Source organism: Martinezella hainanensis, from assembly GCF_900094555.1.
In the GTDB taxonomy this organism is placed as follows: Bacteria; Pseudomonadota; Alphaproteobacteria; order Rhizobiales; family Rhizobiaceae; genus Rhizobium; species Rhizobium hainanense.
This window is the reverse complement of the sequence record NZ_FMAC01000005.1, coordinates 397,193-422,932: the sequence shown is the minus strand read 5'-3', so window position 1 is coordinate 422,932 and position 25,740 is coordinate 397,193. Positions and strand designations below refer to the sequence as shown.

The following is a 25,740-nucleotide window of genomic DNA, read 5'->3' as shown; positions in this document are numbered from 1 at the left end:
AACCGAATGCTTATCTGCCTACGGCCAGCATCACCGCGTTGGCGACATCTGTTGATTGCGGCGGAGTTCAATCAGCCGCGAATACGCTGCTAGACGGCAAGGAAAAGCCCGTCGGCATCTGCATGCACTGTGCATTGGACCAGGTGAGCGCCGCAAGCGCGAGTGCCGCGCCAATCACAAGCCGAATCATAAGCTCTTTTCCGTCCCCGTTTGACGCGGCCCGCGAGGTCACAAATGCCTCGCCGGCCGGGCGTTTCGTTTAGTAGACCTGTGCCGTCGGGCGAAACAGGATCTCGTTGATATCGACGTCTTGCGGCTGACTTATGGCGAAAGCGACGGTGCTGGCAAATGCCTCCGGCGATATCGCGCTTTTATAGACCTCGTTGATACGGGCCGCGACATCCGGATCGGTGATCGTATCTGGCAGTTCGGTTGCGACAGCACCGGGAGAGATGATCGTCGTACGGATATTGTGGGCCTTCACCTCCTGCCGCAGCCCCTCGGAAAGCGCCCGCACGGAATGCTTCGTCGCCGAGTAGACTGCCCCGCCCGGCCCGACCTTATGCCCCGCCACAGAAGAAACGTTGATGATATGCCCGCTCCTCTGCTCCGTCATGTAAGGAAGAACAGCGGCGATGCCGTAGAGCACGCCCTTGATGTTGACATCGATCATCCGATCCCATTCGTCGATGTGAAGGCGCTCCAGCATCGAGCTCGGCATCAGACCGGCATTGTTGATGAGCACGTCGATGCGGCCGTTCTGCCTGACAGCATGGTCCACAAGCGCCTTCACCTGCACGCGATCCGTCACATCCGTCTGGATGACGGCATCTTCGCCAAGCGAAAGCTCGCTTGCGAGCGCCCGCAGGCGATCGATGCGCCGCGCGCCGAGAACGAGCCTGGCGCCATCCCTGGCAAGACGGCGGGCAGCGGCCTCGCCGAGGCCGCTGCTGGCGCCCGTGATGACGACGACCTTGTCCTTGATACCTTCCACCATCGCCTTCGACCTCATTTTCCCTGATATTGTTCGTCCGTCACATGCTCCATCCAATCCACCACCTTGCCGTCGAGATGTTCCTGGATGGCGATGTGGGTCATGGCTGTCGTTGGCGAGGCGCCGTGCCAGTGCTTCTCGCCCGGCTCGAACCAGACGACGTCTCCGGGGCGGATCTCCTCGATCGGGCCGCCCTCGCGCTGAGCGAGACCAAAGCCGGCGGTGACGATAAGGGTCTGGCCGCGCGGATGTGTGTGCCACGCAGTCCGTGCACCGGGTTCAAACGTGACGCTACCGGCGGCGGCGCGCCGCGCGTCATTGGCGGCAAAGACCGGGTCGATGCGTACGGTGCCGGTGAACCAGTCCGAAGGACCTTTGCCCGATGGCTGCGTCCCGTTTCTCTTGATATCCATGATGACATCCTTTCTTGCGATGAGCCGCAATGACTCGACTGTATAGGGCTAATCTAGCCCGCATTTTTCGGAGCAGTAGTGGGTCACGCCCGCATAGACTTATGAATCCAAGCGATAAATGTCGCGTCTCGCCATCACCGGCCGACACATCGGAACGCCTGCTAAAGCTGCATTTACGCCTTTCAATCCCATACGGGCGCTATGTGACTCGTTCATTCCATGATAAGAGCATCGCCCGACATATGAGAGACACTCATAGATGCTGCGCGAAAACGTCACCGACCTGCTATTTTTTCTCGCCGTCGCCAGAGAGCGGAGCTTTACGCGGGCGGCCGCCCAGCTCGGCGTTTCGCAATCGGCACTTAGCCACACGGTGCGGCAGCTGGAGGAGCGCATGGGCGTCAGGCTTTTGACCCGGACCACGCGCAGCGTCAGCCCGACACCAGCGGGCGAGCGCTTGCTGCGGTCCCTCACGCCGCGCTTCCAGGAAATCGAGGCCGAACTCTTCGCCGTCACCGAACTGCGTGAAAGGCCGGCCGGCACGATCCGGATCACATCGGTCGACTATGCCGTCGATACCTATATCTGGCCGAAGCTTGCCGGCGTGCTCAAGGATTATCCCGACATCCACGTCGAGATCATCAATGACTACGGCCTGACCGATATTGTGGCAGAACGTTTCGACGCCGGCGTTCGCTTGGGCCAGACGGTCGCCAACGGCATGATCGCCGTGCGTATCGCTCCCGATCAAGCTTTTGCGGTGGTCGGCTCTCCATCCTATTTCGAGGGACGCAATAGACCGATCATCCCTCAAGACCTGACCGCCCACAAATGCATCAACCTGCGCCTTCCGACCCATGGTGGCAATTATGTTTGGGAGTTCGAAAAGGGTAGCGACGAACTACGGGTACGCGTCGATGGCCAGATGACATTTAACGGCATTCGGCAAGTTCTGGCGGCCGCGGTCGATGGCTACGGTTTGGCCTATGCGCCCTACGATCTGGTACAGCCAGATATCGAAAGCGGTCGGCTTATTCGTGTGCTTGAGGATTGGTGCCCGCCCTGGACGGGCTACCATCTCTATTATCCGAGCCGCCGCCAGCCGTCCTCCGCCTTTGCGGTGGTGCTGGAGGCGTTGCGCTATCGTGGCTGATGGCCGAATTCACGACGCCATCAGCGCGCGAATGCTGCGATCTGCCGATTGCAGCAGCTCGAAAGCTTCGTAACGGCGCTCATGCAAGGCCTTGATGGCATCCTCCGCCGGCTCGAACCTCTTCGCCAGTCGCGACATGGTGGCCATGGCTTCCAAGAGCGAGCCAGAATGCCTACTAGCCGTGGCGCCGAGCATAGCGGCACCCAGAAGAACGGGCTCCTCCGTGTCGGCGACGGCGACCGGCCTGCCTGTCGTATCCGCCAGAAGCTGGCGCACAAGGCCGCTCTGGGCAGCGCCGCCGCTGGCAATGATGAGATCGCAGGCAATGCCATCCTGCTCCAGTTTTTCGAGCAGCTGTTTGAGACCATAGCCGATACCGCAAAGGCCGGCGACGTAGAGAGCGATCAGATCGTCGATACCGGTCTCCAGGCCTAGACCGGAGATGACGGCGCGCGCATCGGGATCCGCATAGGGTGACCGGTTGCCGAGGAATTCGGGAACGACCTGGATCAATTGCGCGAGCTTCACAGCGTCGGACGCGTGGCCGCTTGCCTTCATGGCCTGCCGGTCGAGCCAGGCCACGAGCGAAAGGCCTTCCGCCTCGGCCTTCTGGCGAGCTTCGCCGGCTGCCGGATGCATGGTAACGAGATGATCGATCGCCGCGCCTGCTGCGGACTGACCGCCCTCGGTCAGCCAGAGGCCAGGCACCATGGCCGAAAAATACGGACCCCAGACACCGTCGACGAACACGGCTCCTTCACTCGACGCCATCGAGCAGGCCGAGGTGCCGAAGATATAGGCGAGCCGATTCCTGACATCGCCCTCGCCGTCCGGCCCCTGCCCGCCCAACGTGCCAACACCACCGGCATGGGCATCGATCAGCGAAGCACCGACCGGCGTGCCAACAGTCAGGCCGAGATCGCGGGCGGCAGCTTCGTTCAGACCCTCACCCAAGGCAGTCCCCGGCTCGACGATCTCGGTGCCGATGCGCACAAAGCCTTCATCCGCCAGCTCACCGAGCCCGATATCCTTGAAATATTGCCCATCCCAGCGTTTCTCATGGGCAAGATAGGTCCACTTGCACGTCACCGTGCACATCGATCTTTGCAGCGAGCCTGTCGCGCGCCAGGTCAGATAATCGGCGAGATCGAAGAAATGGTCTGTCGCAGCGAAAGACTCTGGCAAGTTTCGCTTCAGCCACAGGAGCTTCGGCGTTTCCATCTCGGGCGAGATGCGGCCGCCGACATAACGCAGAACCGCATGATTTCCGGCATTGATCTCTGCGGCCTCACCGGCGGCGCGATGATCCATCCAGACGATGATGTTGCGATCGGCATCCCCCGATGGCCCGACAGCGACGGCCTTGCCGTCCGCCTTGACCGCAACCAGCGAGCAGGTCGCATCGAAGCCGATGCCGGCGATATCGCCGGCCGCTATCCTCGCCGTTGCAATAGCCTCCTTGACGCTGTCGCAAACGGCCTTCCATATCTGCTCGCTCGACTGCTCGACGATGCTGCCGGCCTCGTGCCAGATGGTGATCGGCCGCTTGGCGGCGGCGAGCAGATGGCCATGTGCGTCGAAAATCCCGGCCCGGGCGCTGCCTGTGCCGACATCGATGCCGATGAAATAAGGTGCCGTCATCAGAGATCCGTACTCAAGGGCAGGATCACCAGATCCCGGATTACGATGTTCCGCGGTCTCGATAGCATGAAGACGACCGCCTCCGCTACTTCGGTCGCCTCCATGAGACCACCTGCGGCAATCGCCTCATCGAGCTTCGCCTGCGGCCAGTCGCTGATCAACGCAGTCACCACCGGCCCCGGCGCCACGGCGCCGACGCGGATGCCATGCTTGGCAACCTGACGCCGCACCGTGTGCGTGAAGGCCTGGATGGCATGCTTCGATGCCGTGTAAATCGGCTCCCAGACCACAGGCACCAGCCCGGCGATCGAACTCGTCATGATGATGTCGCCTGTCTTGCGCTCAATCATGTGTGGCAGCACCATGCGAACCGAACGGAAGGCTGCGTTGATATTCAGATCCAGCATCCGATCCCAGGCATCGGGATCGCCTTCCGCGACCTCGCCGCCGATATAGGCACCGGCATTGGCATGGAAGATATCGAGCTTGCCGAACCTGTCGAGAATCTGCGGCAACATGGTCGCCACGCTCTCGGGCTTCAGAAGATCGACGACGACGGGATGGGCGTTCGGCCCAAGTTCGGCGCAAAGGCTTTTCAGACTATCTTCCGCCCGGTCGACAAGGGCGACGCTGGCGCCCTCGTTCAGTAGCGATTTGGCGCATTCCAGGCCAATTCCAGACGCAGCCCCGGTGATGGCGGCGACCTTGCCGGCAAAATCCTGTCTCATAACAATCCTTACCTTCTTGAAGAAATCAGCCGCGCCCATGCGAGGCGCGGGAGCGGCGGGCGAGCGAGTCGACGATGACGGCAATGGCAAGAACTGCGCCCGTGATCATGTAGCGAAGCGCCGACGACAGATCGAGCATGGTGAGGCCGCTGGCGATCGACTGGATGACGATGATGCCGAGCAGGGCCGAATAGGCGCTGCCGCGACCGCCGAAGAGGCTGGTCCCGCCGATAACGGCCGCCGCGATCGCATTCAGATTGACGTCGCCGGTGCCTGCCTGCTGGCTGGCCGAGGCCAAGCGCGCTGCCGCAAGCACGCCGCCGAGCGCTGCAAACATCGCGCAGAGCACGAAGGCGCTGGTATAGATCCGCCGCACGTTGATGCCGGCACGCCGTGCCGCCTCGCGATTGCCGCCGACGGCCGACATCGACCGGCCCCATTGGGTGCGCGTCAGCGCATAATTCATGACGATGGCGAGCACCACGAACAGGGCGAACATCCAGGGAATGCCGCGGTCCTGATTGAGATAGAAAGCCACGAATTCCAAGGCCACGGTAATGACGGCTGCCTTTACCAGCAGACCGCCGACGGAGGGCGCCGAGAGGTTTGCCTGCTTGCGCCGCCGCACGGCGCTCAGACCAGTAACCAGCATCACCGTACCCGGAATGAGCGCGAAGACATAGGCAAGCGGGCGTGGAATGACTAGCAACTGGCCGAAATTCACAATGGCCGAGCCATAGGGCAGATTGATCGAGCCAGTCGCGCCGAGCAGATAAAGCTGCATGCCGAGCACGGCGAGAAGGCCCGCCAATGTGGCAACGAAGCTCGGCATGCCCAGCCGGTTGAACAGCACGGCATAGATGGCACCGATGACACCGCCGACGACAAGGGCCGCCAGGATCGCCAGGGCCACCGGCCAGCCTTCGTTCACCCAGAGCATGCCGACCATGGCCGAGGCAAAGCCGCTGATCGATCCGACCGAAAGATCGATTTCGCCGACCATCAGCACGCAGACGATGCCGAGCGAAATGATGCCGACCGTCGAGGCGTCGAACAGCAGGTTGGCGAGATTGTTGCTGGACAGGAAGGTCGGATTGAGTGTGCCGAACACCGTCCAGATGATGACGAGACCGACGACGACGGGCAGCGAGCCCAGATCGCCGGAGCGCACCTTGTCGATGGAGGAGCGGATGGTGGCCGCAAGCCCGGTATCATGATTGACGCGGACGTCGCTGCGGTCGAGCAGCAGAGTCGATTGCTTGCCGTTCTCGCTCATAGCTGGCCCCCTTCTCTTGCTTCCTGTTGGGCCTGACGTCGCCCTGCGCGGCGCGACACAGCGTTTTCCGTGGCTCCGGTGATGGCGCTGACGAGTTCCTGGTTTGACGTGTCGGGATAGAAGATGCCGTTGTTGCGGCCGAGGCGCAGCACGACGATGCGGTCAGCAACGGCGCGCACGTCCTCCATGTTGTGGCTGATCATGATGACACCGAGCCCCTTGTCGCGGACGCGCTCTATGAGGTTCAGCACCTCGGCAGTCTGCGCAACGCCAAGGGCTGCGGTCGGCTCGTCGAGCATGATGAGTTTCGGCTCGAGCAGCAGCGAGCGGGCAATTGCCACCGTCTGTCGCTGGCCCCCGGAAAGCGATGCGATCGGGATGCGCACGCTCGGGATGCGCGCCGCAAGCTCGTTTAACAGCGTCCAGGCGCGAACCTCCATCGCGGTTTCGTCGAGCTTCAGCGGGCTCATTTCCCGGCCGAGAAAGATGTTGGCGACGACATCGAGGTTCTCGCAAAGCGCCAGATCCTGAAAGACCGTGGCAATGCCGAGATCGAGCGCGGTTGCGGGATCGCTGAGCGTCACCTGTTTGCCGCGGAACGTGATCGTACCGGCACTCGGCTGGTGGACCCCGGCCAGAACCTTGACGAGCGTCGATTTGCCGGCGCCATTGTCGCCGACAAGCGCCACGACTTCGCCGGCGTGAACGTCGAGGTTGATATCCGTCAGTGCCGAGACGGCGCCGAAGTGTTTGGAGATCCCTTTGAGGCTGAGCACAAGCTCGCCGTCCGGGGCTCTATGATCGGAAGCGTCACTCATGACCAGCCACCTTCTCGCGTTGAAATGCTATGAATTTCCGGCCGCCGAAGCGGCCGGATCTGAACGAGGCAAGCTCAGCTGCCGATACCGAGCTTCTTGCAGCCGTCGGCATATCGATCGTTGCAGAGCTGGTCCGGTGTCTGGATCGGCTTGCCGTTGACAGTCTTGTCGATGATCTCGGCCTTGAGGTTTTCTGAGGTGACCAGGGCCGGCGTGAAGAGCTTGGTCGGCGTGTCGAAGAGCTTCGTGTCGGCTTTCGGCGTCTCGCCGGAGAGCAATTCGATCGCAACATTGGCGGCGGCAGCGGCCACGATCTCGCTCGGCTTGGAGATCGTGTTGTACTGGTCGCCGGAAATGATAAGCTGCAGGCCGGCAATCGTCGCATCGTTGCCGGTTACCGGCGGCACCGGATCAAAGCCGGCGGCCTTGAAGGCAGCAACGGCTGCCCCACCCGTACCGTCATTGGCGGCGACGACGCCAAGGATTTTCTTGCCGAAGCGGGTGATCTGGCCGCTTGCCCATTGCTGCGCCTTCGGCGGTGCCCATTCCGGCGTGTCGAATTCCGCCAACACGGGATAACCGCCATCGGCGAGACCGGCATGGATACCCTTCTTGATCAGGCCGGCGGCCGCGTCGGTCGGCGAACCGTTGATTTCGAGAAGACCGCCATCGCCTGCCTTCACACCCTTTGCCTTCAGATGATCGACCAGCGATTTGGCGATCATCTTGCCGATCTCTTCATTGTTGAACGAGACATAGTAGTCGGCGGCGGCCGACGGGATCGGACGGTCGTAGGCGATGACCTTCACGCCCTGGCTTTGCGCGAGCTTGACCAGCGAAGCAGCAGCCGTTGAGTCCACCGGGTCGAGCACGATCGCCTTCGCACCCTGTGAGATTGCCGAATTGAACTGTTGCTGCTGGCGCGAAGCGTCACCATTGGCATTCTGGTAGATGACCTTGCAGCCGGCGCAGAGCTTCTTCATCTCGGCCTGAAAACCGGGGAAATCGTGCTCTTCATAGCGCGTGGAGCTCTGGTCGGGCATCAGGAAGGCGACGGTCGCGTCCGTCACCTTGGCGGACTGCGCGAAGGCGGATGTGCCGGCCAGAAGGCCGACCACAAGCGCCGTAGCGCCGGCGATTTTCAGTGCGAAATGGTTCATTGGAATTTCTCCGTTCCAAATGGTAATGGTTTCCCTCGATCATCACGGCTGTCCGCACGCGATGCTCTTGTTTGATGCTCTCCGCCGGCGGTCATCCGACCGACGCGGCGGTAAATTTCGGACAAGCCTTCTCCTTCGGACGGCAAAGGTGCCTGCCCGTTCGCTTGCCCTGAGTTCTGTCTTTCCTCCCTGTCCTCCCTTGTGTTAGGCGGCCTCCACCGCGCGTGCGTGCTGTGCCAGGAGCGATCGGAACCGGGAGGGCGCCATGCCCTTCTGATCCAGAAAACGCCGATTGAAGTTCGAGATATTGTTGAAGCCTGCCGCAAAGCAGATATCGGTGATCGTCATCTCTGCCTTGCTCATCAGGAGATGGCAGGCAAAGTTGATGCGCAGGCGATTGACATATTGCACCAGCGCCATGCCGGTATGGCGACGGAAGCTGCGCGAAAAGGCGCTCGGGCTCTGGCCGGTCAGCTCGGCAAGATCGCATTCGCTGAACGGCTCGGTCAGATGCGCATTGATGAAAGCAAGAGCCTGGTTGACGCCGGCCGACATGAAGCCGGATGGATCCGGCTGATAGCCGGCGCTTGCAAGCGTGCGTGTACCTTGAGCGCTGCTCATGGCGTCGAGGATATTCATGAAGAGCTCGATGCGGCGGATGCCTGATGCCTCGACCAATTCGCCGAGGATCGGGCCGACGACCGCCGCCGTCTCGGGCGTAAAGAGCGCACCGTGGCGGCTCGTCTCAAGAATGCCGGCGCAGGCCGACAGTTCCGGAAAGACCTTGCTGGCATCGGCGAAGAAGGATTCGGAAAACTGCAAAACGCGGCAGCGCAGCGGCAGGGTGACGCCGGCGGGCACATCGCTTACCCAATTATGCGGCAGGTTCGGTCCCGTCAGCACCAGATTGCCCGGCTCGAACTCGCCGATGAAGTCGCCGATGAAATATTGGCCCGTCGTCGCGACCACATGGTGGATTTCATACTCGGGATGAAAATGCCAGCGAACGGTGCGGTAGGGATAGCCGTGCTCCCAGGCCTTGAAGGATTCTCCGCTGCCGATCGCGACCACTTCCAAATCGGGATTCATCGGCAAGCCTCCTTTCATCCGTCCGCGTTGCTACGGTTACGGCGCCTCCTCCCAGAGGCCATCGCGTCTTCCATGTCATAAATCTACCCCGTGCCGCTGCCTGCCGCTACTACGCCCTGTACGCCCAACTGATACTTTTTTGACATGAAGGGTGGTATCTTTGGTCAAATGTGCAGTGCGGCATCGGCACTGTATCGCCAAAGCAGCCCTATCCGGCCGGAAGCGGGATCAATCGATGTCGTCGCGAATACAGGCCTTGAACTGTCCGGGCGCAACCTCGCGCAGTTGCGGCACCGTCGCGGCGCAGGCTTCGAGCGCTAGGGGACAGCGCGTGCGGAAGACGCAGCCGCTTGGCGGATTTGCCAGGCTTGGAATATCGCCCTTCAGGATTTGCCTGTTGCGCCTGCGATCTGGGTCCGGCGACGGAATGGCCGAGAGCAGAGCGCGCGTATAGGGGTGAGACGGTCTGGCGTAGAGATCGGCGCTTGCGGCAATCTCCATGATCCGGCCGAGATAGAGGACGATGACGCGGTCGCAGAGATATTCGACCACGGCAAGATCATGCGAGATGAACAGCATGGTGAGCGCGAGACGCTGCTGAAGGCCGCGCAGCAGATTGATAACCTGCGCCTGAATGGAGACATCCAGTGCCGAGACGGGTTCGTCGGCAACGAGAAATTCCGGCCCGAGCGCAAGCGCGCGGGCAATCCCGATCCGCTGGCGCTGGCCGCCGGAAAATTCATGGGCATAGCGATTGATGGCCTCTGCCGGTAGATCCACCTGCTCAAGCGCTGCCCGCGCGCGATCCAGCCGATCGAGACGGCTGCCGATACGCTGGATCTTCAAACCTTCCGTCAAGATCTCGCCGATGGTCATGCGCGGCGAGAGACTGGCGAAGGGGTCCTGAAAAATATACTGCATGCGCGGCCGCATCCGCCTGAGATCACTGGCCCCGAGTTTGGTCACTTCCGTGCCGTCGAAACGCACGCTGCCCGCAGAAGGCTCGACCAGCCTCAGGATAGACCTGCCGATCGTCGTCTTGCCGCTGCCGGATTCGCCGACAAGCCCCACCACTTCCCCCTTCCCGATGTCAAAGGAGATATCGCGAAGGATGGAAAGCTTTGCGCCACGAGACACATAGTCCTTGGCAAGATCGCGGATGGAGACGAGCGCTTCGGTCATCTAAATCTCCCGCCAGCGGATACAGCGGCTCGCATGGTTCGCCTCGACCCTTTCAAGAGCCGGTACCGCCTCGCTGCAGGCCTGGATTGCATGCGCGCAGCGCGGCGCGAAAGCACAGCCCGAAGGCATTCGCGTCAGCCCCGGCACAACGCCTGGGATGGCATAGAGTTGCTCGCCCGCCTGCCGCATCCGCGTGGCCTCGCCGAGCCGCGGCATGGAGGCTAGCAAACCGCGCGTGTAGGGATGCCTCGGATTGCGAAACACCGCTTCCGTCGGCCCCTCCTCGACGATCCGGCCGGCGTACATGACGGCGACCCGATGGGCGATCTCCGCCACCACGCCGAGATTATGCGTGACAAACAGGATCGCCATGCTGCGTTCGCGCTGCAGACGTTGCAGGAGATCGAGGATCTGCGCCTGTATCGTCACGTCGAGCGCCGTTGTCGGCTCGTCGGCGATCAAAAGCACCGGATCGCAGGCAAGCGCCATGGCAATGGTCGCGCGCTGGCGCATGCCGCCGGACAACTCATGCGGATATTGCCTGACGCGGCGTTTGGCATCGGGAATTCCGACGCTCTCCAGCAGGGCGATCGCCTCGCGCATCGCTGCTGCGCGATCGGCCTTGCGACGGATGCGGATCGGCTCAGCGATCTGGTCGCCAATCGTCAGCACCGGATTGAGGCTCGACATCGGCTCCTGAAACACTATGCCGATATCGCCACCGCGGATCTCGCGCATGTGGCGATCATCCAGCGTGGCGAGATCGCTGACAATACCCTGCCGATCCCGCAATCTGATGGCGCCGGCCGCGATCTTCCCGACATTGCGTGTCAGAAGCCGCATCACGGAAAGGCTCGTCACCGACTTGCCCGAACCAGACTCGCCCACCAGCGCCAGCGTTTCGCCGGCATCGATGACCAAGTCGATATCGCGCACGGCGGTCAATTCGCCACCGCGGGTGCGAAAGACTGTCCTCAGCCCCCTGATATCGAGAACGGGTTGGGCAGCTGGCGCCATCATGTTTAAAGCAGCCCCGTATTTTTCAGGATCGCATCGATCCTGGCTGTTTCGTCGGCGTTCAGCGCGGCACGCGGGCGGGGCATGACAGCGCAGTCAATGATGCCAAGGCTCTTCATCGCAGCCTTGAAAGCGCCGATGCCGGCCGCGCCGCCGCTAACGCGCCCTTGCGCGACCCAGACGATCTCGAACAGACGGCAAAGTCTCTCCTGCTCGCGCCGAGCCGCCGCCCAGTCGCCACGTTGGGCCGCATCCCAGAGCCGGACATAGCCATGCGGATCGACATTGGCGATGCCGGGCACGACACCATGCGCACCCATCAGGAGCGCATTGTCGACGACGATTTCGGAGCCGGTCATCAGGAAGACGTTCTCGTGATCGGCAAGATCGAGCAGCGCATAGCGGAAATTGCCATCGTCGCCGCTGGAATCCTTCAATCCGATGATGGTCCCTTCCTTGGCGAGCGTCACCACCGTCTGGCGATGGAGTTTCACATTGACGCAGACGGGAATGTCGTAGGCAACGAGCGGCACATCGACGGCATCGCGAATGTAGCGGAAATGGTCCGCTATCTCGGACTGGCTGGTCACCGTGTAGAATGGGGCGGTGACGACGACGGCGTCCGCTCCGGCGGCCTTGGCGACTTTCGAATTGGCGATCACGCGGTCGGTCGTGGGGTCAATAACGCCAACCAGCAGCGGCACCCGCCCGTTCACCACCTTGGCGGAATGCTCGATAATCTCGCGCCTCGTCTTTTCGTCGTGGAAGACGACTTCACTCGTGGAGCCCAGCACGAAGACGCCATGACAGCCGCCATCGATCAGATGCTCCAGCACCCGCGTATAGGATTTGTAATCGACGGTAAAATCGTCGTTCAGCGGTGTTACGACGGGAGGCACCACGCCCTTGAATTTGCTCATTGTCTCGTTCTTTCTTAGGTTCAATGAAGTTCGGCGCGCGGATCGAAGGCATCCCTCAATCCGTCGCCGATGAAATTGATGGCAAGGACGGCCAGAACCAGCGCGGCGCCGGGAAACAGCCATTGCCAGGGATATTGTTCGAGGACGGCAGTGGAGCGGGCAGCATTCAGCATGTTGCCCCAGCTCGCCGCAGGTGGCGCGATGCCGAGCCCGAGAAAGGAAAGCCCGGCCTCCAAAAGGATCGCGTTCGCCACCTGTGTTGTCGCGTAGACCACCATAATATCGATGCAGTTCGGCATGCCGTGGCGCAGCAAGAGATGCGGCAATCCCGCTCCCATGCCGCGCGCCGCCGTCACGAAGTCGCGTTCACGCAACTCCAGCAGCCTGGAGCGCACCATGCGGGCGAGCAGCGGCCAGGATAGAAGCGATATGACTGCTATCGTCGGCAGGATGCCGGTCCCGGTGATCGAGGCCAGCACCAGAAGAAAAATCACGGGCGGCAGGGTCATGACCAGATCGACGAAGCGCATGCTGAGCGCATCCGCCCAGCGCCCGGCAAAAGCAGACACAAAGCCGAACAGAAAGCCGATAATGGCGGAAATGACCGTGGAACCTGCAGCGACCATCAGCGATATGCGGCCGCCTTCGAGCACTCTGGCAAAGACGTCACGCCCGACACCATCCGTTCCGAACCAATGGGTCGCATTGGGTGGCGCGTTCATGGCGAGGAGATCGATGTCGTTGGGCTGGAACCGCCACCATAGCGGATAGGTGACGATCAGCAGCAGCAGCGGCACGGCGATCCCAACGCCGAAGAGGGCAGCCCCATTCAGCCTGAAACGGTCGAAGGCCCGGGCCAGTGGGCCATGGCTTGGTCGTTCGGTTCGCGCCAGCATCTCTCAGCCCACCTTGATGCGCGGATCGATCACCGCATAGGCGAGGTCGGTCAGCAGGTTGACGACGATGACGCAGGCGCCGATGACAAGGGTCGCCCCCATGATCACGGGATAGTCGCGGGAGGTGACCGCATCGACGAGCAGCAGACCCATGCCCGGCCAGTTGAAGACGCTTTCGACGAAGATCGCACCGCCGATCGCAAGCCCGATGGTCGAGCCGATGACCGTCACCACGGGTAGCAGCGCGTTGCGCAGGGCATGCTTGACGATCACCCAGAACTCGAACACTCCCTTGGCACGCGCCGTGCGCACATAATCCTGGTTCAGGACCTCCAGCAGCGACGCGCGCATGTAGCGCATGATGAGCGCGGCCTGGGCGATCGCCAGAAGCGAAGCCGGCAGGATGAGATGCCAAAGCAGGTCGCCAATGGAAAAGTCCTCGCCCGGCGTCAGCATGCCGCCTGAAGGCAGCCAGCCGAGGCGCACGGCAAAGATATAGAGGCCAAGCAGCGCGCTCAAAAAGGCCGGGCTCGATATGCCGGCCAACGCCAGGACGGAGAGTGACACGTCCGTCACCGAATTACGCCTGACGGCACCGATGACGCCTGCGGCAATGCCGGCGATGACCGCCATGACCAGGGCCGAGCCCATCAGCAATACGGTCGGACCGATGCGCGACAGCACAAGCGTCAAGACCGGCTGATCCGCTCGCTTGACGGAATAGCCGAGATTGCCTTGCAGGGCCTGCAGCAGCCAGCTGACATATTGGACCGGCAGCGGCCGATCCAGCCCGAGCCGCTCACGCAGATCGGCCATGGCAGCGGGAGACAAGGGCGTGCTCGGATCGATATAGGCATCGATCGGATCGCCCGGCGTCAATCGCAGCAGGACGAAGACCAGCATGCTCAAGGCTACGAGCATGCCGATGCCGATCACGAGACGCCTGAGACCATAGTGGAACATATCGAACCTATGTTTCGAGAGCGATACAAGCCATATTTACGGCCGGTCGAAAACCTAGAGCGGCTCAGCTTTTCTCAGAATCTCTGAACCGCTCCATCTCTTTGTTTTCATGCAATTCCGGACGGAAAACCGCGGCGCACTTTTTCCTGGAATTGCTCTAGTTTGCGAGCTTCCACGCTTCCGGATGCGCGATGTAGGGGCCGCCGCCGGGCGCCGGCGTCCAGACGAAATCCTTCACCTTGGACGAAACGACCCCATAGCGGTTCGCCACCCACATGGTCGCCCAGGGCAGGTCCTTGTTCATGACCTTGCAGACATCCTGGTAGCGTTGATCGCGCTTGCCGACATCCGTCTCGGCAATCGCGGCATCGAGTGCCTCGGTCAGATCGGGCATGCGCGCCCGCACCACATTGGCACCAGCCGGGGGGATCTGCTTTTCATTAAGCCCGGTATTGATGTTGCTTGGATCGGGGCCGTTCTGCAGGCCGGCATAGACGAGTTGGAACTGCGATATGTCGGCCTTCGCGTTGAGCACGATACCATTATAGGTCGGCGCATCGACGGCGCGCGGCACGACATTGATGCCGACCTGCGCCAGCATTGCCTGCACGGCCGCCAGCACATTCGTCGCAAGCGGCGTGTTGTAATAGGTTAGCAGGGTGATCGGCTTATCGCCGTTGATTTTGTCCCAGCCTGCCTCATCCAGCAGCTGTTTGGCCTTGGCCGGGTCGTAAGGATACGCCTCGATGCCATCGGGCACGAGCTGGCTGGCCACGTAGGCGCAGTTGGCCGGCTTGGCCGCGCCGCCATAGAGGCTCTTGATGATCGCATCGCGATTGATGGCGTACATGACGGCCTGACGGACGCGAAGATCCTTCCATAGCGGCGAATCCTGGTTGAAGCCCAGATAATTGACGACGAAGGAATCTCCCTCGATGACCTCAAAAGACTTGTCGTCCTTGAAGGTCGGCACGTCGTTGGAATCGACATAGGTGAACTGGATCTCGCCTGCCCGCAGCGCCGAGATTGCCGCGGCCGGGTTGGCGAAATAGCGATTGATCAGCCGATCGAGAACGGGTTTACCGCCGCGATAATCTGGATTGGCTGTCAGCTCGACATATTGATCCTGCACATATTTGACGAATTTGAACGGCCCCGTCCCGATCGGAGAGGTCGACCACCAGGCGCTCTTCGCAAGCTGGTCGACCGGTACGCTGGCGAGCGCATGTTCAGGCAGAACCATGATCTTGGCGAGTGTATCGAGCAGGCTCGCCGAGGGCGCTGAAAGCTTGATGACAAGCGTGTGATCGTCCGGCGTCTCGACGGATGACAGAAGTTTAAACCGGGCAGCAAAGACCGAACCGGTCTTGGAATTGGCCGCAAGATCGATGGTGAACTTGGCGTCCTTGGCCGTAAAGGCCTTGCCGTCGTGCCACTTGGCGTCCGCAAGCTTGAACGTGTAGGTCAATTGATCCGGGCTCACCTCGTAGGAGGAAGCAAGCACGCCGACGATCTTCTGCAGCTTTTCGTCGTAGCTGACCAGAGGTTCGAAATAGGTGCTGAGCCAGGTGAGACCGGCCGTTGCCGCCCGACATGGTCGCGGCGACGGCAGGTGCGGCCAAGCCACTCAAGACAGGCATTGCAGTGGCCGACATTAGCGCTCCCAACGCGATTGCCGGCAGATGAAAAGTCTTCCTCATGATGATCCTCCTCCCCTTGTTTGTGATCGCTATTTCTTCCTATTGTTGGCGATCACCTGCGAAATGCCCTCGTAGTGGCGATCGAGGCGCATACGCACCTCCTTGAGATTCTTGGATTCCAGCGCATCGACGATCGCCTCGTGGTCACGCCAAGTGGCCATGGGGTCGACATCGTCCAGATCGAAAAAGCGGGACGCCTTGTAGAAAGCGAGCCAGAAGACATCGATCAGGCGAACGAAGGTCTCGTTGCCCTGACAGCGAAACAGCAGGCGATGAAAGAGCTGATCGTCTTCAGCGAAGGGTTCGCCGCGCTCGGCGTGAGCGCGCATGCGGTCGGTGGTGGCGCGCAACTCCGCCAGATCCTCCGGCCCGATCATCTCGAGCGTCTTGCCGATCAGGCCGACTTCGAGCGTCCGACGGATTTCCAGGACCTCTTCCATGTGCCGCAGCGCATCGCCCAGCCCGTAGGCGAGATTGTCGAGCAGCGGCGCAAAAGAGAACGCCTTGACGAAGATGCCGATACCGCGGCGCGTCTCCAGCACACCGAGGGATTCCAACGCCTTGATGCCTTCACGCAGAGAATTGCGGCTGACGCCCAGCTGCGTCGCGAGCTCGCCTTCGGCCGGCAGCATCGTGCCCGCCTCAAGACCGTTGTCGGCGATATAGCTGCGCAAACTCTCCTGCACAGAGACATGCAGCAACGGCGCGCGCGTTAAAGGCTGAATGACTTTTCCGACCATGAAACCCAAGCTCCTCGGGACATGGCGGTCAACTTATTGACTTGTAGGATATCCGTCAAGTGGATAAGCAATTGAGGTCACCACTACAAATGATCGCCGGATTTGCCGGAGCACCCAAAGATCGCTTGGCAAGTTTCGCCTGATCATCCCTTGGTCATCGATCGGCCGGACCTATTCGGCCTTCGGCGACAGGTCTCAACGCGTTGCGTGAGGCGCATCCGTTGCCGGCAGGCGCGCAAGCTTGCCTTCCTCGGCCTTGTAGAAATACTGACTCGCCACCAGCCAGCCTTTGAGCGGCCTCAACGGCGGAATACAGGTCGCCAGCATGAACGGACCGGTCACAAGGAACTGGACCCAGATTGGCGCCGAGAAAGCCACCTCCAGCCAGACGCCGAGCAGCACACTCGGGATGCAGGCAAAGCAAATGACAAAGAAAGCTGGTCCATCGGCAGGATCTGCGAAGGAATAGTCGAGACCACATGCTTCGCATTGCTTGCGAAGGGTCAAGAATCCGTCGAACAAACGCCCCTGCCCGCAACGTGGGCAACGGCAACGAAGACCTGTCTGCACTGGGCTTAGCGGGGGATAGTCGGCATCCATGATGGCATCACTCCTGAATCAATCTTCCATGAACAAGCAATCAATGGTCTGATTGCATGCATTCATTATCCATATAATGAATGCATTCGAAACGTCCATTTGGCAGAATGACGCAGTGGGAATCTCGGCAAATTTGGGGAATAGGCGCAGCAACGAGCCAGTGCACCTCCGATCAATGGCGATATTGCGCAGCGGACTAGAAGAAGGAGGCGGCTAATTCCGGTGGCCCCTGCAGCGCGTGCGCCATGAAATTCAACGCACCCTTCAGGGCCTCGCGGCCTATCGGGCCGCCGAGACAAACACGCACGGCCTCGGGTGCGATGCCCTCCACCGTGAAGGCGTCGCTTGCGACAACGCCGATACCCGCATTGCGCATATGGCTGCCGAAGGTGGCGCGCGTCCAGCCGCCGGCGAGCGGTAGCCATATGTTGAAACTGATGGGATCGGCCCGGTAGCTACCTGATGGCAATATGTCCGCAACCATCCCCTGGCGAGCGGCGGCCTCGGCGCGAATGAAACGCAGGATGCCATCGGCAGTACCGTCTTCGATCCAGCGCGTCGCAAGCGCCATATTGAGCGGCGACGCCATGACATTGTTGCTCCGCATTGCACTGACAAAGGGCCATATCGACCGGGTGTCCGGCGCCACGACGAAGGCGAGACGCAACCCCGCACCGATGCACTTGGCCAATCCACCGATATGCCAGGTCAGATCCGGTGCGATTGCAGCCATTGGCATTGGCGCATCCAGCGGAATGAAGCCATAAGCATCATCCTCTATGATCGGCACACGATATTTGCGGGCAATCGCGGCAATTGCTTCGCGCCGCGTCTGCGGAATCGTCAGCGTCGTCGGGTTCTGCAGCGTCGGGTTGAGATAAAGCGCCTTCGGCCGCAGGCGTTCGCAGCTTTCTTCAAAGGCTTCCGGCAAGACGCCTTCGTCATCCATCGCCAGGCCTGCGAGATTGAGCCGGAGCTGTGCTGCAATCGAACGCATGCCGGGATAGGTGATATTTTCCGAAAGCACGGTTTCGCCGGGCTTGGCCAAGAGCCCAAAGATCGCCAGCAAGGCCGGGTGTGCGCCGGGTGTTACGAAGATGCGTTCCTGCGCCGGGTTGAGGCCACGGCGGCTGAGCCAGATCGCGGCAGCATCCTTATCCATACCCAGACCGCCAAATCCCTGATAACGCAGCAAGGGAATGATATCGACCGCCACGGCCGACATGCCCTCCTGCATGCGGGCAAGAAGATCCGGATCACTCGGTTCCGGCGGCAGATTCATGGAGAAATCGATCGCGGAGGCACGACGCGGATCGGAAGCGGCGGCAAGAGCGAAACTTCGGCGCTCCCTCGCCTGCCTACCCACCACGAACGTCCCCCGTCCGACGTGGGAATCCACCAGCCCACGCTTCTGCGCCTCGACGTAGCCGCGTGCGACGGTCGTAAAATCGATATTGAGACGCTTGGCCAGCGCACGTTGCGGCGGCAGCCTGTCGCCGGCGGCAAGAACGCCGCTGCGCAAATCCATCTCGATCAGGTCAGCTATGGCAATGTAGCGGGGGCTGGAGGAACGGCTGAGATCGGGATGCCAGTCTTTCATTTCATGCTCCGCATGAGACCGATCGTGAGCTGAAACTCCGACCGGCATTGATTGCATATAATTGCATACAATTCCCGTTATGTGGAGCTATCAGACACACTTTTCATCCCTGGAAAGACCAAATGCAGCGATATTTTCGATCCATGAATGCCTTGAGCCAGCCGATGTTCCCGCAATTGACGGCATAACAAGGCTATTTGAGCGCCCCGCCAGTCAGAAACCCAACAGCCTATATCCCGTTTATCGCGATTCGTTCCTGCAAGCCCGGCACGCCTGCTTTTGGCGGGCGTGCCGAACATATGGCCGAGTTCGATCAAGGATTAGACGTCTCGCTCATTTCTCTTGAACGCGCGCGGCTTTCGCTTTCGCTTGATCATCCACCAGTTCGTACCACATCGCGTTAAGGACAGCGAATGCCGCGGCGAGAGGGAAGCCGAGAAGCCAGGCAAAGTACCACATGCAAAATCTCCTTGCAGATCAGTAGGCGTGACCGCTCTTGTCGTTCACCGTCGCTTCGTCGACCTTGCCCCACAGCACGCGATAGACCCATGCTGTGTAGGCCAGGATCATTGGCAGGAAGATGATGGTGACAACAAGCATGATGAACAGCGTCATGTGACTGGACGAGGCATCCCAAACCGTCAGGCTGGAGCGCGGATCGAGCGACGACGGCAAGAGGAAGGGAAACATCGACAGACCCACCGTCGAGATGATGCCGAAGATCGCGAGCTTGCTGAAGAGCAGCACCGTGACTTCACGTCGGCCAAGCATGGCGAGCAAGGCCCCCGCTGCACCGACGAAGCCGAGAACCGGAGCAATCATCATCCATGGGTGGCTGCTGTAATTGCCAAGCCATGCGCCCGCGCTGTGCTCGACCGTCTTCAACAGTGGGTTCGAAGGTCCATTGGCATCGACGGCACTTGCGATGTGATAGCCATCGACCCCTATCCACAGGAACAGGCCGCCGAGCGCAAAGAGCACGATCACGGCTAGCGCGGCGATGATGCCGAAGCGACGTGCCCGCTGCGCAACGATACCATCCGTCTTCACCTGCAGCCAGGCAGCGCCATGCATGACAAGCATTGCGACCGACAGAAGCCCACAGAGGAGCGCATATGGGTTCAGAAGGGCGAAGAACGAGCCTTCATAATAGATGCGCATGTCGTTATCGAAGCGGAAGGGCACGCCCTGCAATACATTGCCGACTGCCACGCCGAAGATCAGCGACGGAACGAAGCCCCCGATGAAGAGCGCCCAATCCCAACCGGCCTTCCAGCCGGCGCTATCGCGCTTGGAGCGATATTTGAAGGCAACCGGTCGCAGGATCAGCGCAAACAGGATGGCAAACATCGCGAGATAGAAGCCGGAAAAGGACACGGCATAGAGCGGCGGCCATGCGGCGAAAATCGCGCCGCCTCCGAGAATCAGCCAGACCTGATTGCCTTCCCAGGTCGCGCCGATCGAGTTGATGGCGATACGCCTCTCCGTATCCGTCTTGGCAACGAACGGCAGCAGCGTGCCGACGCCGAGGTCGAAGCCGTCGGTGACGGCAAAGCCGATCAAAAGCACGCCAAGAAGCAGCCACCAGATGATGCGAAGAGTCTCGTAGTCAATCAATTCATGCAGGATCATGGCAGGTCACTCCGCAGCCGGAACGAGGTTTTCGGAAATCAGCTTGGCCTCCGGCTCATCGTCCGGTTCAGGCCCCTTGCGGATCGCCTTGATCATCAGCGTCATCTCGATGACGATGAGGACCGTGTAGAGCGCCGCAAAGCCAAGGATAGTCAAAAGGACGGTGCCGGCGCCGAGATTGGAGACGGCCGCCGCCGTCGGCAGCACGCCTTCGATAATCCACGGCTGACGACCAAATTCCGCAACGACCCAGCCAAGCTCGATCGCGACCCAAGGCAGCGGAATGGCGAAAACCGCGATCCTCAGCAGCAGCGGATAGCGATCCAGTTTCCGCCGTGCCGAGAGCCAGAAGAAGACCGTCATCAGCAAGATGAAGAACATGCCGAGCCCAACCATGATGCGGAAGGACCAGAAGAGCGTCGGCACATTCGGAATAGTGTCGCGGGCAGCCTTGGCGATCTGTTCCTCCGTCGCCTGGCGCGGATCGTCGACATAGCGTTTCAGAAGCAGAGCATAGCCAAGCTCATGGCCGATATCCTCGAAGGAGGTACGCGCTGTCGCGATATCCTGTGAGGCCTCGCCGGGCGTTGCCGGCTTTGCAGCGCGGATCTTCATCAGCGCGTCATAAGCCTTGATGCCCTCGCGTATGCGGTCCTTGGCCTGTTCCTCGAGTTTGTCGATGCCGGGAATTTCCGTCGTCAGCGATCGGGTGCCGATCAGGCCCATCGCCCACGGAATATGAATGGCATAATGGGTCTCGCGGGCCTCCTGATCCGGGAAGCCGAAGGCGGTGAAGGCAGCCGGCGCCGGTTCGGTCTTCCACATTGCCTCGATTGCCGCGAGCTTCATCTTCTGATGCTCCGTCGTCAGATAACCGCTCTCGTCCCCCAGCACGACGACCGAAAGCGCCGAAGCAAGACCGAAGGATGCGGCAACCGTCATCGACCGCTTGGCAAGCTCCACGCTGCGGCCCCTCAGAAGATACCAGGCCGATACGCCGAGAACGAAAACCGATGCACAGACATAGCCCGCCGAAACCGTATGCACGAATTTCGCCTGCGCCACCGGATTGAAGACGACATCGAAGAAGCTGACGATCTCCATGCGCATGGTCTGTGGATTAAGCGCCGAGCCCGCCGGATTCTGCATCCAGCCGTTGGCGATCAGGATCCAGAGCGCCGAGAAATTTGAGCCGAGGGCGACGGCCCAGGTGGCAACCAGATGGCCGACTTTCGACAGCTTGTCCCAGCCGAAGAAGAACAGGCCAACGAAGGTCGCCTCCAGGAAGAAGGCCATCAGCCCCTCGATCGCCAGCGGCGCGCCGAAGATGTCACCGACATAATAGCTGTAATAGCTCCAGTTCATGCCGAACTGGAATTCCATCACGATGCCGGTGGCGACGCCGAGCACGAAGTTGATGCCGAAGAGCGTCCCCCAGAATTTCGTCATCTGGCGCCAGATCTGGCGGCCCGTCATGACATAAGTCGTTTCCATGATGGCAAGCAGCACGGAAAGGCCGAGCGTCAGCGGCACGAACAAGAAGTGATACAGCGCCGTCATGGCAAACTGCAGGCGCGACAGCGCCACGATATCGAGTTCCATAGTCTTTCTCCCACCCCCTACGGTGTGTCTGACAGGAATGCGGCGCCATTCGACGCGCCGCGGGCATGTTGACTACCCCTCAATCAGGCCGCAGCCGATCGAGAAGCATTTCGAATTCCGATGTGCCGCGCGCAGTCATGGCGACGATGCGGCCGTCGTCCAGAGCGACGATCCGATCCGCCAGGGCAGCTTCGCGGCGAATATGAGTTGCGATAACGACACTGTGCCCATCGGCCGCCGAGGCCAGTCGCGCCAGCACGTTGCGAGCCGTAGCTGCATCGAGACCTTCCGTCGGCTCATCGAGAAGCCAGAGCGGGGTATCGCGCAGCAAGAGCCTTGCAAGGGCCAGCCGGCGAAGCTGACCGCCGGAGAGGCCACTACCGCCTTCGCCGAGGCGTGTTGAAAGGCCATGAGGGAGTGCTTCGATATCATCGAGCAGACCGGCCGCTGCGAGCGCATCGCGCAGATGGTTGTCATCCGCATGAGGTGCTGCCAGCTTCAGATTGCCTCGCACCGTGTCTCGAAACAGCTCGCTACGCTGCGTTAGCGTTGCGGCCGGTTGACGGGCCACCGAGCCGATCGTCGCGGTAATCTCGCCCGCAAGCAGGGCCAGCAATGTCGATTTGCCGACGCCGCTTTGACCCACGACTGCCAGCCGCTCGCCGACCGGCAGCGACAGGGACAGATCGTTCAAGATTGGGCGGGACGCTCCTTCGTGTCCGGCGACGACAACACTGAGCTGGAAGGCATAGCCGGCGTCCGGCTCAACCCGCTGTATGGAAGCGGCAACCGGGCTCAATCGAGGCGCAATACGCCTTGCAGCAAGGAGGGTCCGTCCGAGTTCGAGCGCTCCCCATCTGAGAGCCGCAAAGGGTTCCGTGGCAGCGAAGGCGACGAGCAGCGCGAAGGCGGCGGCGGGCGCCCCGATCGCTCCCTGCCTAGCAAACATGGCAACCACAAGCAGCGTCGTCGTCAACAACAATGTCGACCCGAGTGAAAAGCCGGCTGCGACGCGACCATCGATCCGGTTCAAGGCATTATCCGCTTCGGCCAATCGCCGATCCGCCTCGACAATTACCGATCGTTGCGCCTGTAGCTGTCCGGCCATCGCGAGATCCGTCTGCCCGGCGACGAGATCTATGGCGCGGGCACGCAAGGCCTCCATCGCATGGGCACGCCGGCGCCCCGGCTTCAGCGCCAGACGCGCTGCAACGAAGGAAAGACCGAGACAGAGCGTGACAAGCCACAGCCCTGCCATGACGCCGAACAATGGATCGACGAAACAGAGTGCGATCGTCACCGCTATAGCGGCGAGAACTGCGACGGCGGCCGGCACAAGCACGCGCAGATAGAGGGAGTCGAGCGCATCAACATCATTCGTCAGCCGGAACAAAAGCTTTGCCGGCCGGCGGATCATCGCCGCGGCGGCGGCAGGCTCCGCCCAGCCGCGAAACAACCTCTCGCGCAAGGCGGCAAGAACCCTGAGGGTCGCGTCATGCGTGACGAGCCGTTCGCCATAGCGAGCAGCTGTCCGGCCGATTGCGAGCAGGCGTATGCCGGCCGACGGCATGAAGACGTCGAAAACCGCCGCACTCGCGATCGACAGACCGGCAAAGGCCGAGGCCGTGATGAACCAGCCCGACAGCCCAAATAATCCACCGCCGGCAAGCATGGCCAGCACGGACAGGCCGGCGCCGAGAGCAAGGCTCCCGCCGCGCTCGACCCAAAACAATCTCATGAGCGGCAGAAGGATCTTGAGGGAGGACGTCATGCGGCCACCCTCCGTGCCTGCTCATCAAGCCGGACGATGCGGTTCATTCGCGCGGCAAACACGGGATCATGTGTGGCGACGATCAAGATGCGGCCCTTGGCGAGCGCGAGCAGCGCATCCGTCACGGCCGCCGCCGTTTGCGCGTCGAGATGCGCCGTCGGTTCGTCCGCGAGAATGATATCCGCCCGCTCATCGACCATCATCCGTGCCAGCGCCAGTCTCAGCGCCTCGCCGCCGGAAAGACCGAGCCCTCCCTCGCCGACCGCAGCTACCCGCTCCGGCGTAAACACCTTATCGAGAGCAACGCCTTCGAGCGCTGAAGCAACGGCAGGAGCATCGATGCCGTCGCGTCTCAGAGCGATATTGCGTATGACGCTGCCGGCAAAGATATGCGGTGACTGACCGATCCAGGCCATACGACGGCGCAATGCATCCGCTGTGTCGTCACGCAGCGGGACGCCGCCGATCCTGATGACACCGGCCTCGTATCGCGCAAGACCTGCAATCAGCGACAGAAGCGTGGTCTTGCCCGAGCCACTGGCACCCCAGAGCGCTACATGTTCCCCGGCCGTGATCGAGAGATCGAAATGATCGATTGCGGCGTCTCGTTCCGGCGTATGGCGAAAGACCAGCGCTTCGATCTCGACACCGGCCTCGCCTGCCGGCATGGGTGACGGCATGTCTGTGCCGCCGAGAATGGTCTGGCGCGATGATGCGAGTTCCTTCAGTGCCGAAAGTGCCGCCTCCCCGCTGGCACGGTCATGCCAAACTGCGGACAGCTCCCGCGGCGGCTCGAAAAAGGCGGGCGCAAGCAGCAGAATGAAGAGTCCTTGCGTCAATGTAAGGCGACCGTCCCAGGTGCCGACTTCGATCGAACCCAGAAGGCTGAAGCCGACATAGACGGCCGTCGCGGCAACGCCGAGCGCGGCAAAGAATTCGAGCACCGCCGACGACAGAAATGCGATCCTCAAGACAGCCATGGTACGCAGCCGCAGCGAGTCCGCATCCGCACGCAGGCGCCGGGCCGTAAGATCGACCGCGTCGAGCGCGCGAATAGTGGCAAGACCGCGAAGACGATCGAGCAGGAACGCATTGATGCCGCCGGTTTCGGCAAGCTGCTTCTCGCTGGCAGCTTTTGCACGCCAGCCGATCAATGCCATGAAAATCGGAATGAGCGGCGCGCAGAGCACAAGGATCAGTGCCGCCAGCCAGGAAATCGGCAGGATACAGATGAGCATGACAAGCGGCACTACACTTGCTCTCATGCGGATCGGACGGAAACGCGAGAGATAGGGTACGACCGCTTCAGCCTGCTCGCCCAACACGCTTGCCGCGAGGCCGGATGCCGGCTTGTCGCTATCGAGTGGTGAGCGCGCCGCAAGAGCTGCAGCTGCGGCGGCGCGCCGAATACTCAGCTCCCGGCGCGCGGCGAGAAACGCGAGCCGGGAACCCGCCGCATCCAGACCGGCGCGCAGGACGCCGATACCCGCGACCACAGCTGCCGGAACGGCGACTTCTGCCACACCGCCGCCCTTGCTGATCGCACCGACGCCTATGGCAAGCATTGCTGCCTGGCCGATCCATCCGAGAGAAGACAAGCAGAGCAGAGCTGACGCAAGGCCAAGGCCACGACACTGCCCGGCCGTCCCTTCACCCGCCGCCTTCTCGACAGGCAAACTCTCCGACGAAGGCGGGTTCGCGACCTTGCGTCTTTCCAACATTCCATCGGTGGCGGAAGAGGCTGTCACGTGAGCCCGTCCTTTCCAAGTCAGTGTCATCAAGGAGGGTCCGCCGACCAATAAAGATCGAATGACCTGCATGGCAGACCATCGACCTTTCGTCGAA

The 25,740-nt window shown here is 61.3% G+C and carries 23 protein-coding genes; 1 reads left to right on the top strand and 22 read right to left on the bottom strand.

Features of this window, described 5'->3' with window-relative positions; genetic code table 11:
* Window positions 1–259: 259 nt before the first annotated feature.
* Window positions 260–997 carry an SDR family oxidoreductase gene (locus GA0061100_RS18550; protein WP_075854327.1) on the bottom strand — a complete coding sequence of 246 codons (738 nt, stop codon included), beginning with the start codon at window positions 995–997 and terminating at the stop codon, window positions 260–262.
* A gap of 11 nt (window positions 998–1,008) precedes the next feature.
* A complete protein-coding gene (locus GA0061100_RS18545; RefSeq protein ID WP_075854181.1) occupies window positions 1,009–1,407 on the bottom strand; it encodes a (R)-mandelonitrile lyase in 399 nt (132 codons plus the stop codon).
* Between the two features lie 259 nt (window positions 1,408–1,666).
* Between GA0061100_RS18545 and GA0061100_RS18540 the strand changes: the two genes are divergently transcribed.
* Window positions 1,667–2,560, top strand: coding sequence for a LysR family transcriptional regulator (locus GA0061100_RS18540; RefSeq protein WP_075854180.1), 894 nt, complete (start codon window positions 1,667–1,669; stop codon window positions 2,558–2,560).
* 9 nt (window positions 2,561–2,569) lie between these two features.
* Here the strand turns inward: GA0061100_RS18540 and GA0061100_RS18535 are convergent, their stop codons facing one another.
* The 20 genes from GA0061100_RS18535 to cydD form a co-directional block, all read right to left on the bottom strand.
* Window positions 2,570–4,201 carry an FGGY-family carbohydrate kinase gene (locus tag GA0061100_RS18535; protein WP_075854179.1) on the bottom strand — a complete coding sequence of 544 codons (1,632 nt, stop codon included), beginning with the start codon at window positions 4,199–4,201 and terminating at the stop codon, window positions 2,570–2,572.
* The gene (locus tag GA0061100_RS18530; RefSeq protein ID WP_075854326.1) at window positions 4,201–4,929 is read right to left on the bottom strand and encodes an SDR family oxidoreductase; all 729 of its coding nucleotides are present in this window, start codon (window positions 4,927–4,929) and stop codon (window positions 4,201–4,203) included. The genes GA0061100_RS18535 and GA0061100_RS18530 overlap by 1 nt, the downstream gene beginning before the upstream one ends.
* 25 nt (window positions 4,930–4,954) lie before the next feature.
* Window positions 4,955–6,205 (bottom strand): sugar ABC transporter permease, encoded by a 1,251-nt coding sequence (locus tag GA0061100_RS18525; RefSeq protein ID WP_075854178.1) that lies wholly within the window; start codon window positions 6,203–6,205, stop codon window positions 4,955–4,957.
* Window positions 6,202–7,023: an ATP-binding cassette domain-containing protein gene (locus GA0061100_RS18520; RefSeq protein ID WP_075854177.1), complete on the bottom strand. Its 822-nt coding sequence runs from the start codon at window positions 7,021–7,023 to the stop codon at window positions 6,202–6,204. Before GA0061100_RS18520 ends, GA0061100_RS18525 begins: the two co-directional genes overlap by 4 nt.
* 74 nt (window positions 7,024–7,097) lie before the next feature.
* The gene (locus GA0061100_RS18515) at window positions 7,098–8,183 is read right to left on the bottom strand and encodes an ABC transporter substrate-binding protein (RefSeq protein ID WP_075854176.1); all 1,086 of its coding nucleotides are present in this window, start codon (window positions 8,181–8,183) and stop codon (window positions 7,098–7,100) included.
* Window positions 8,184–8,387: 204 nt separating this feature from the next.
* On the bottom strand, window positions 8,388–9,272 hold the full coding sequence (locus tag GA0061100_RS18510; protein ID WP_075854175.1) for an AraC family transcriptional regulator: 885 nt from the start codon (window positions 9,270–9,272) through the stop codon (window positions 8,388–8,390).
* 228 nt (window positions 9,273–9,500) lie between these two features.
* The gene (locus GA0061100_RS18505) at window positions 9,501–10,454 is read right to left on the bottom strand and encodes an ABC transporter ATP-binding protein (protein WP_075854174.1); all 954 of its coding nucleotides are present in this window, start codon (window positions 10,452–10,454) and stop codon (window positions 9,501–9,503) included.
* Entirely contained in the window at window positions 10,455–11,471 is a 1,017-nt protein-coding gene (locus GA0061100_RS18500) for an ABC transporter ATP-binding protein (RefSeq protein ID WP_075854325.1), read from the bottom strand.
* Window positions 11,472–11,476: 5 nt separating this feature from the next.
* Window positions 11,477–12,391 carry a dihydrodipicolinate synthase family protein gene (locus GA0061100_RS18495; protein ID WP_075854173.1) on the bottom strand — a complete coding sequence of 305 codons (915 nt, stop codon included), beginning with the start codon at window positions 12,389–12,391 and terminating at the stop codon, window positions 11,477–11,479.
* Window positions 12,392–12,411: 20 nt separating this feature from the next.
* The gene (locus GA0061100_RS18490; RefSeq protein WP_075854172.1) at window positions 12,412–13,287 is read right to left on the bottom strand and encodes an ABC transporter permease; all 876 of its coding nucleotides are present in this window, start codon (window positions 13,285–13,287) and stop codon (window positions 12,412–12,414) included.
* A gap of 3 nt (window positions 13,288–13,290) precedes the next feature.
* Window positions 13,291–14,250: an ABC transporter permease gene (locus tag GA0061100_RS18485; protein WP_075854171.1), complete on the bottom strand. Its 960-nt coding sequence runs from the start codon at window positions 14,248–14,250 to the stop codon at window positions 13,291–13,293.
* A gap of 157 nt (window positions 14,251–14,407) precedes the next feature.
* Window positions 14,408–15,877, bottom strand: coding sequence for an ABC transporter substrate-binding protein (locus GA0061100_RS18480; protein ID WP_143525460.1), 1,470 nt, complete (start codon window positions 15,875–15,877; stop codon window positions 14,408–14,410).
* A 102-nt stretch (window positions 15,878–15,979) separates the two neighbouring features.
* Window positions 15,980–16,690, bottom strand: a complete 711-nt coding sequence (locus GA0061100_RS18475; RefSeq protein ID WP_075854170.1) for a FadR/GntR family transcriptional regulator — start codon at window positions 16,688–16,690, stop codon at window positions 15,980–15,982.
* A gap of 195 nt (window positions 16,691–16,885) precedes the next feature.
* The gene (locus GA0061100_RS18470) at window positions 16,886–17,290 is read right to left on the bottom strand and encodes a DUF983 domain-containing protein (protein ID WP_075854169.1); all 405 of its coding nucleotides are present in this window, start codon (window positions 17,288–17,290) and stop codon (window positions 16,886–16,888) included.
* Between the two features lie 196 nt (window positions 17,291–17,486).
* Window positions 17,487–18,890: an aminotransferase-like domain-containing protein gene (locus tag GA0061100_RS18465; RefSeq protein ID WP_075854168.1), complete on the bottom strand. Its 1,404-nt coding sequence runs from the start codon at window positions 18,888–18,890 to the stop codon at window positions 17,487–17,489.
* Window positions 18,891–19,223: 333 nt separating this feature from the next.
* The gene (gene cydX, locus GA0061100_RS18460) at window positions 19,224–19,349 is read right to left on the bottom strand and encodes a cytochrome bd-I oxidase subunit CydX (protein ID WP_075854167.1); all 126 of its coding nucleotides are present in this window, start codon (window positions 19,347–19,349) and stop codon (window positions 19,224–19,226) included.
* A gap of 18 nt (window positions 19,350–19,367) precedes the next feature.
* Window positions 19,368–20,522: a cytochrome d ubiquinol oxidase subunit II gene (gene cydB / locus GA0061100_RS18455; protein ID WP_075854166.1), complete on the bottom strand. Its 1,155-nt coding sequence runs from the start codon at window positions 20,520–20,522 to the stop codon at window positions 19,368–19,370.
* Window positions 20,523–20,528: 6 nt separating this feature from the next.
* Window positions 20,529–22,124 (bottom strand): cytochrome ubiquinol oxidase subunit I, encoded by a 1,596-nt coding sequence (locus tag GA0061100_RS18450; RefSeq protein ID WP_075854165.1) that lies wholly within the window; start codon window positions 22,122–22,124, stop codon window positions 20,529–20,531.
* Between the two features lie 79 nt (window positions 22,125–22,203).
* Complete coding sequence (gene cydC, locus GA0061100_RS18445) at window positions 22,204–23,895, bottom strand: thiol reductant ABC exporter subunit CydC (RefSeq protein ID WP_075854164.1); 1,692 nt, start codon at window positions 23,893–23,895, stop codon at window positions 22,204–22,206.
* Complete coding sequence (gene cydD, locus GA0061100_RS18440; protein WP_083961389.1) at window positions 23,892–25,616, bottom strand: thiol reductant ABC exporter subunit CydD; 1,725 nt, start codon at window positions 25,614–25,616, stop codon at window positions 23,892–23,894. Before cydD ends, cydC begins: the two co-directional genes overlap by 4 nt.
* Window positions 25,617–25,740: the final 124 nt, after the last annotated feature.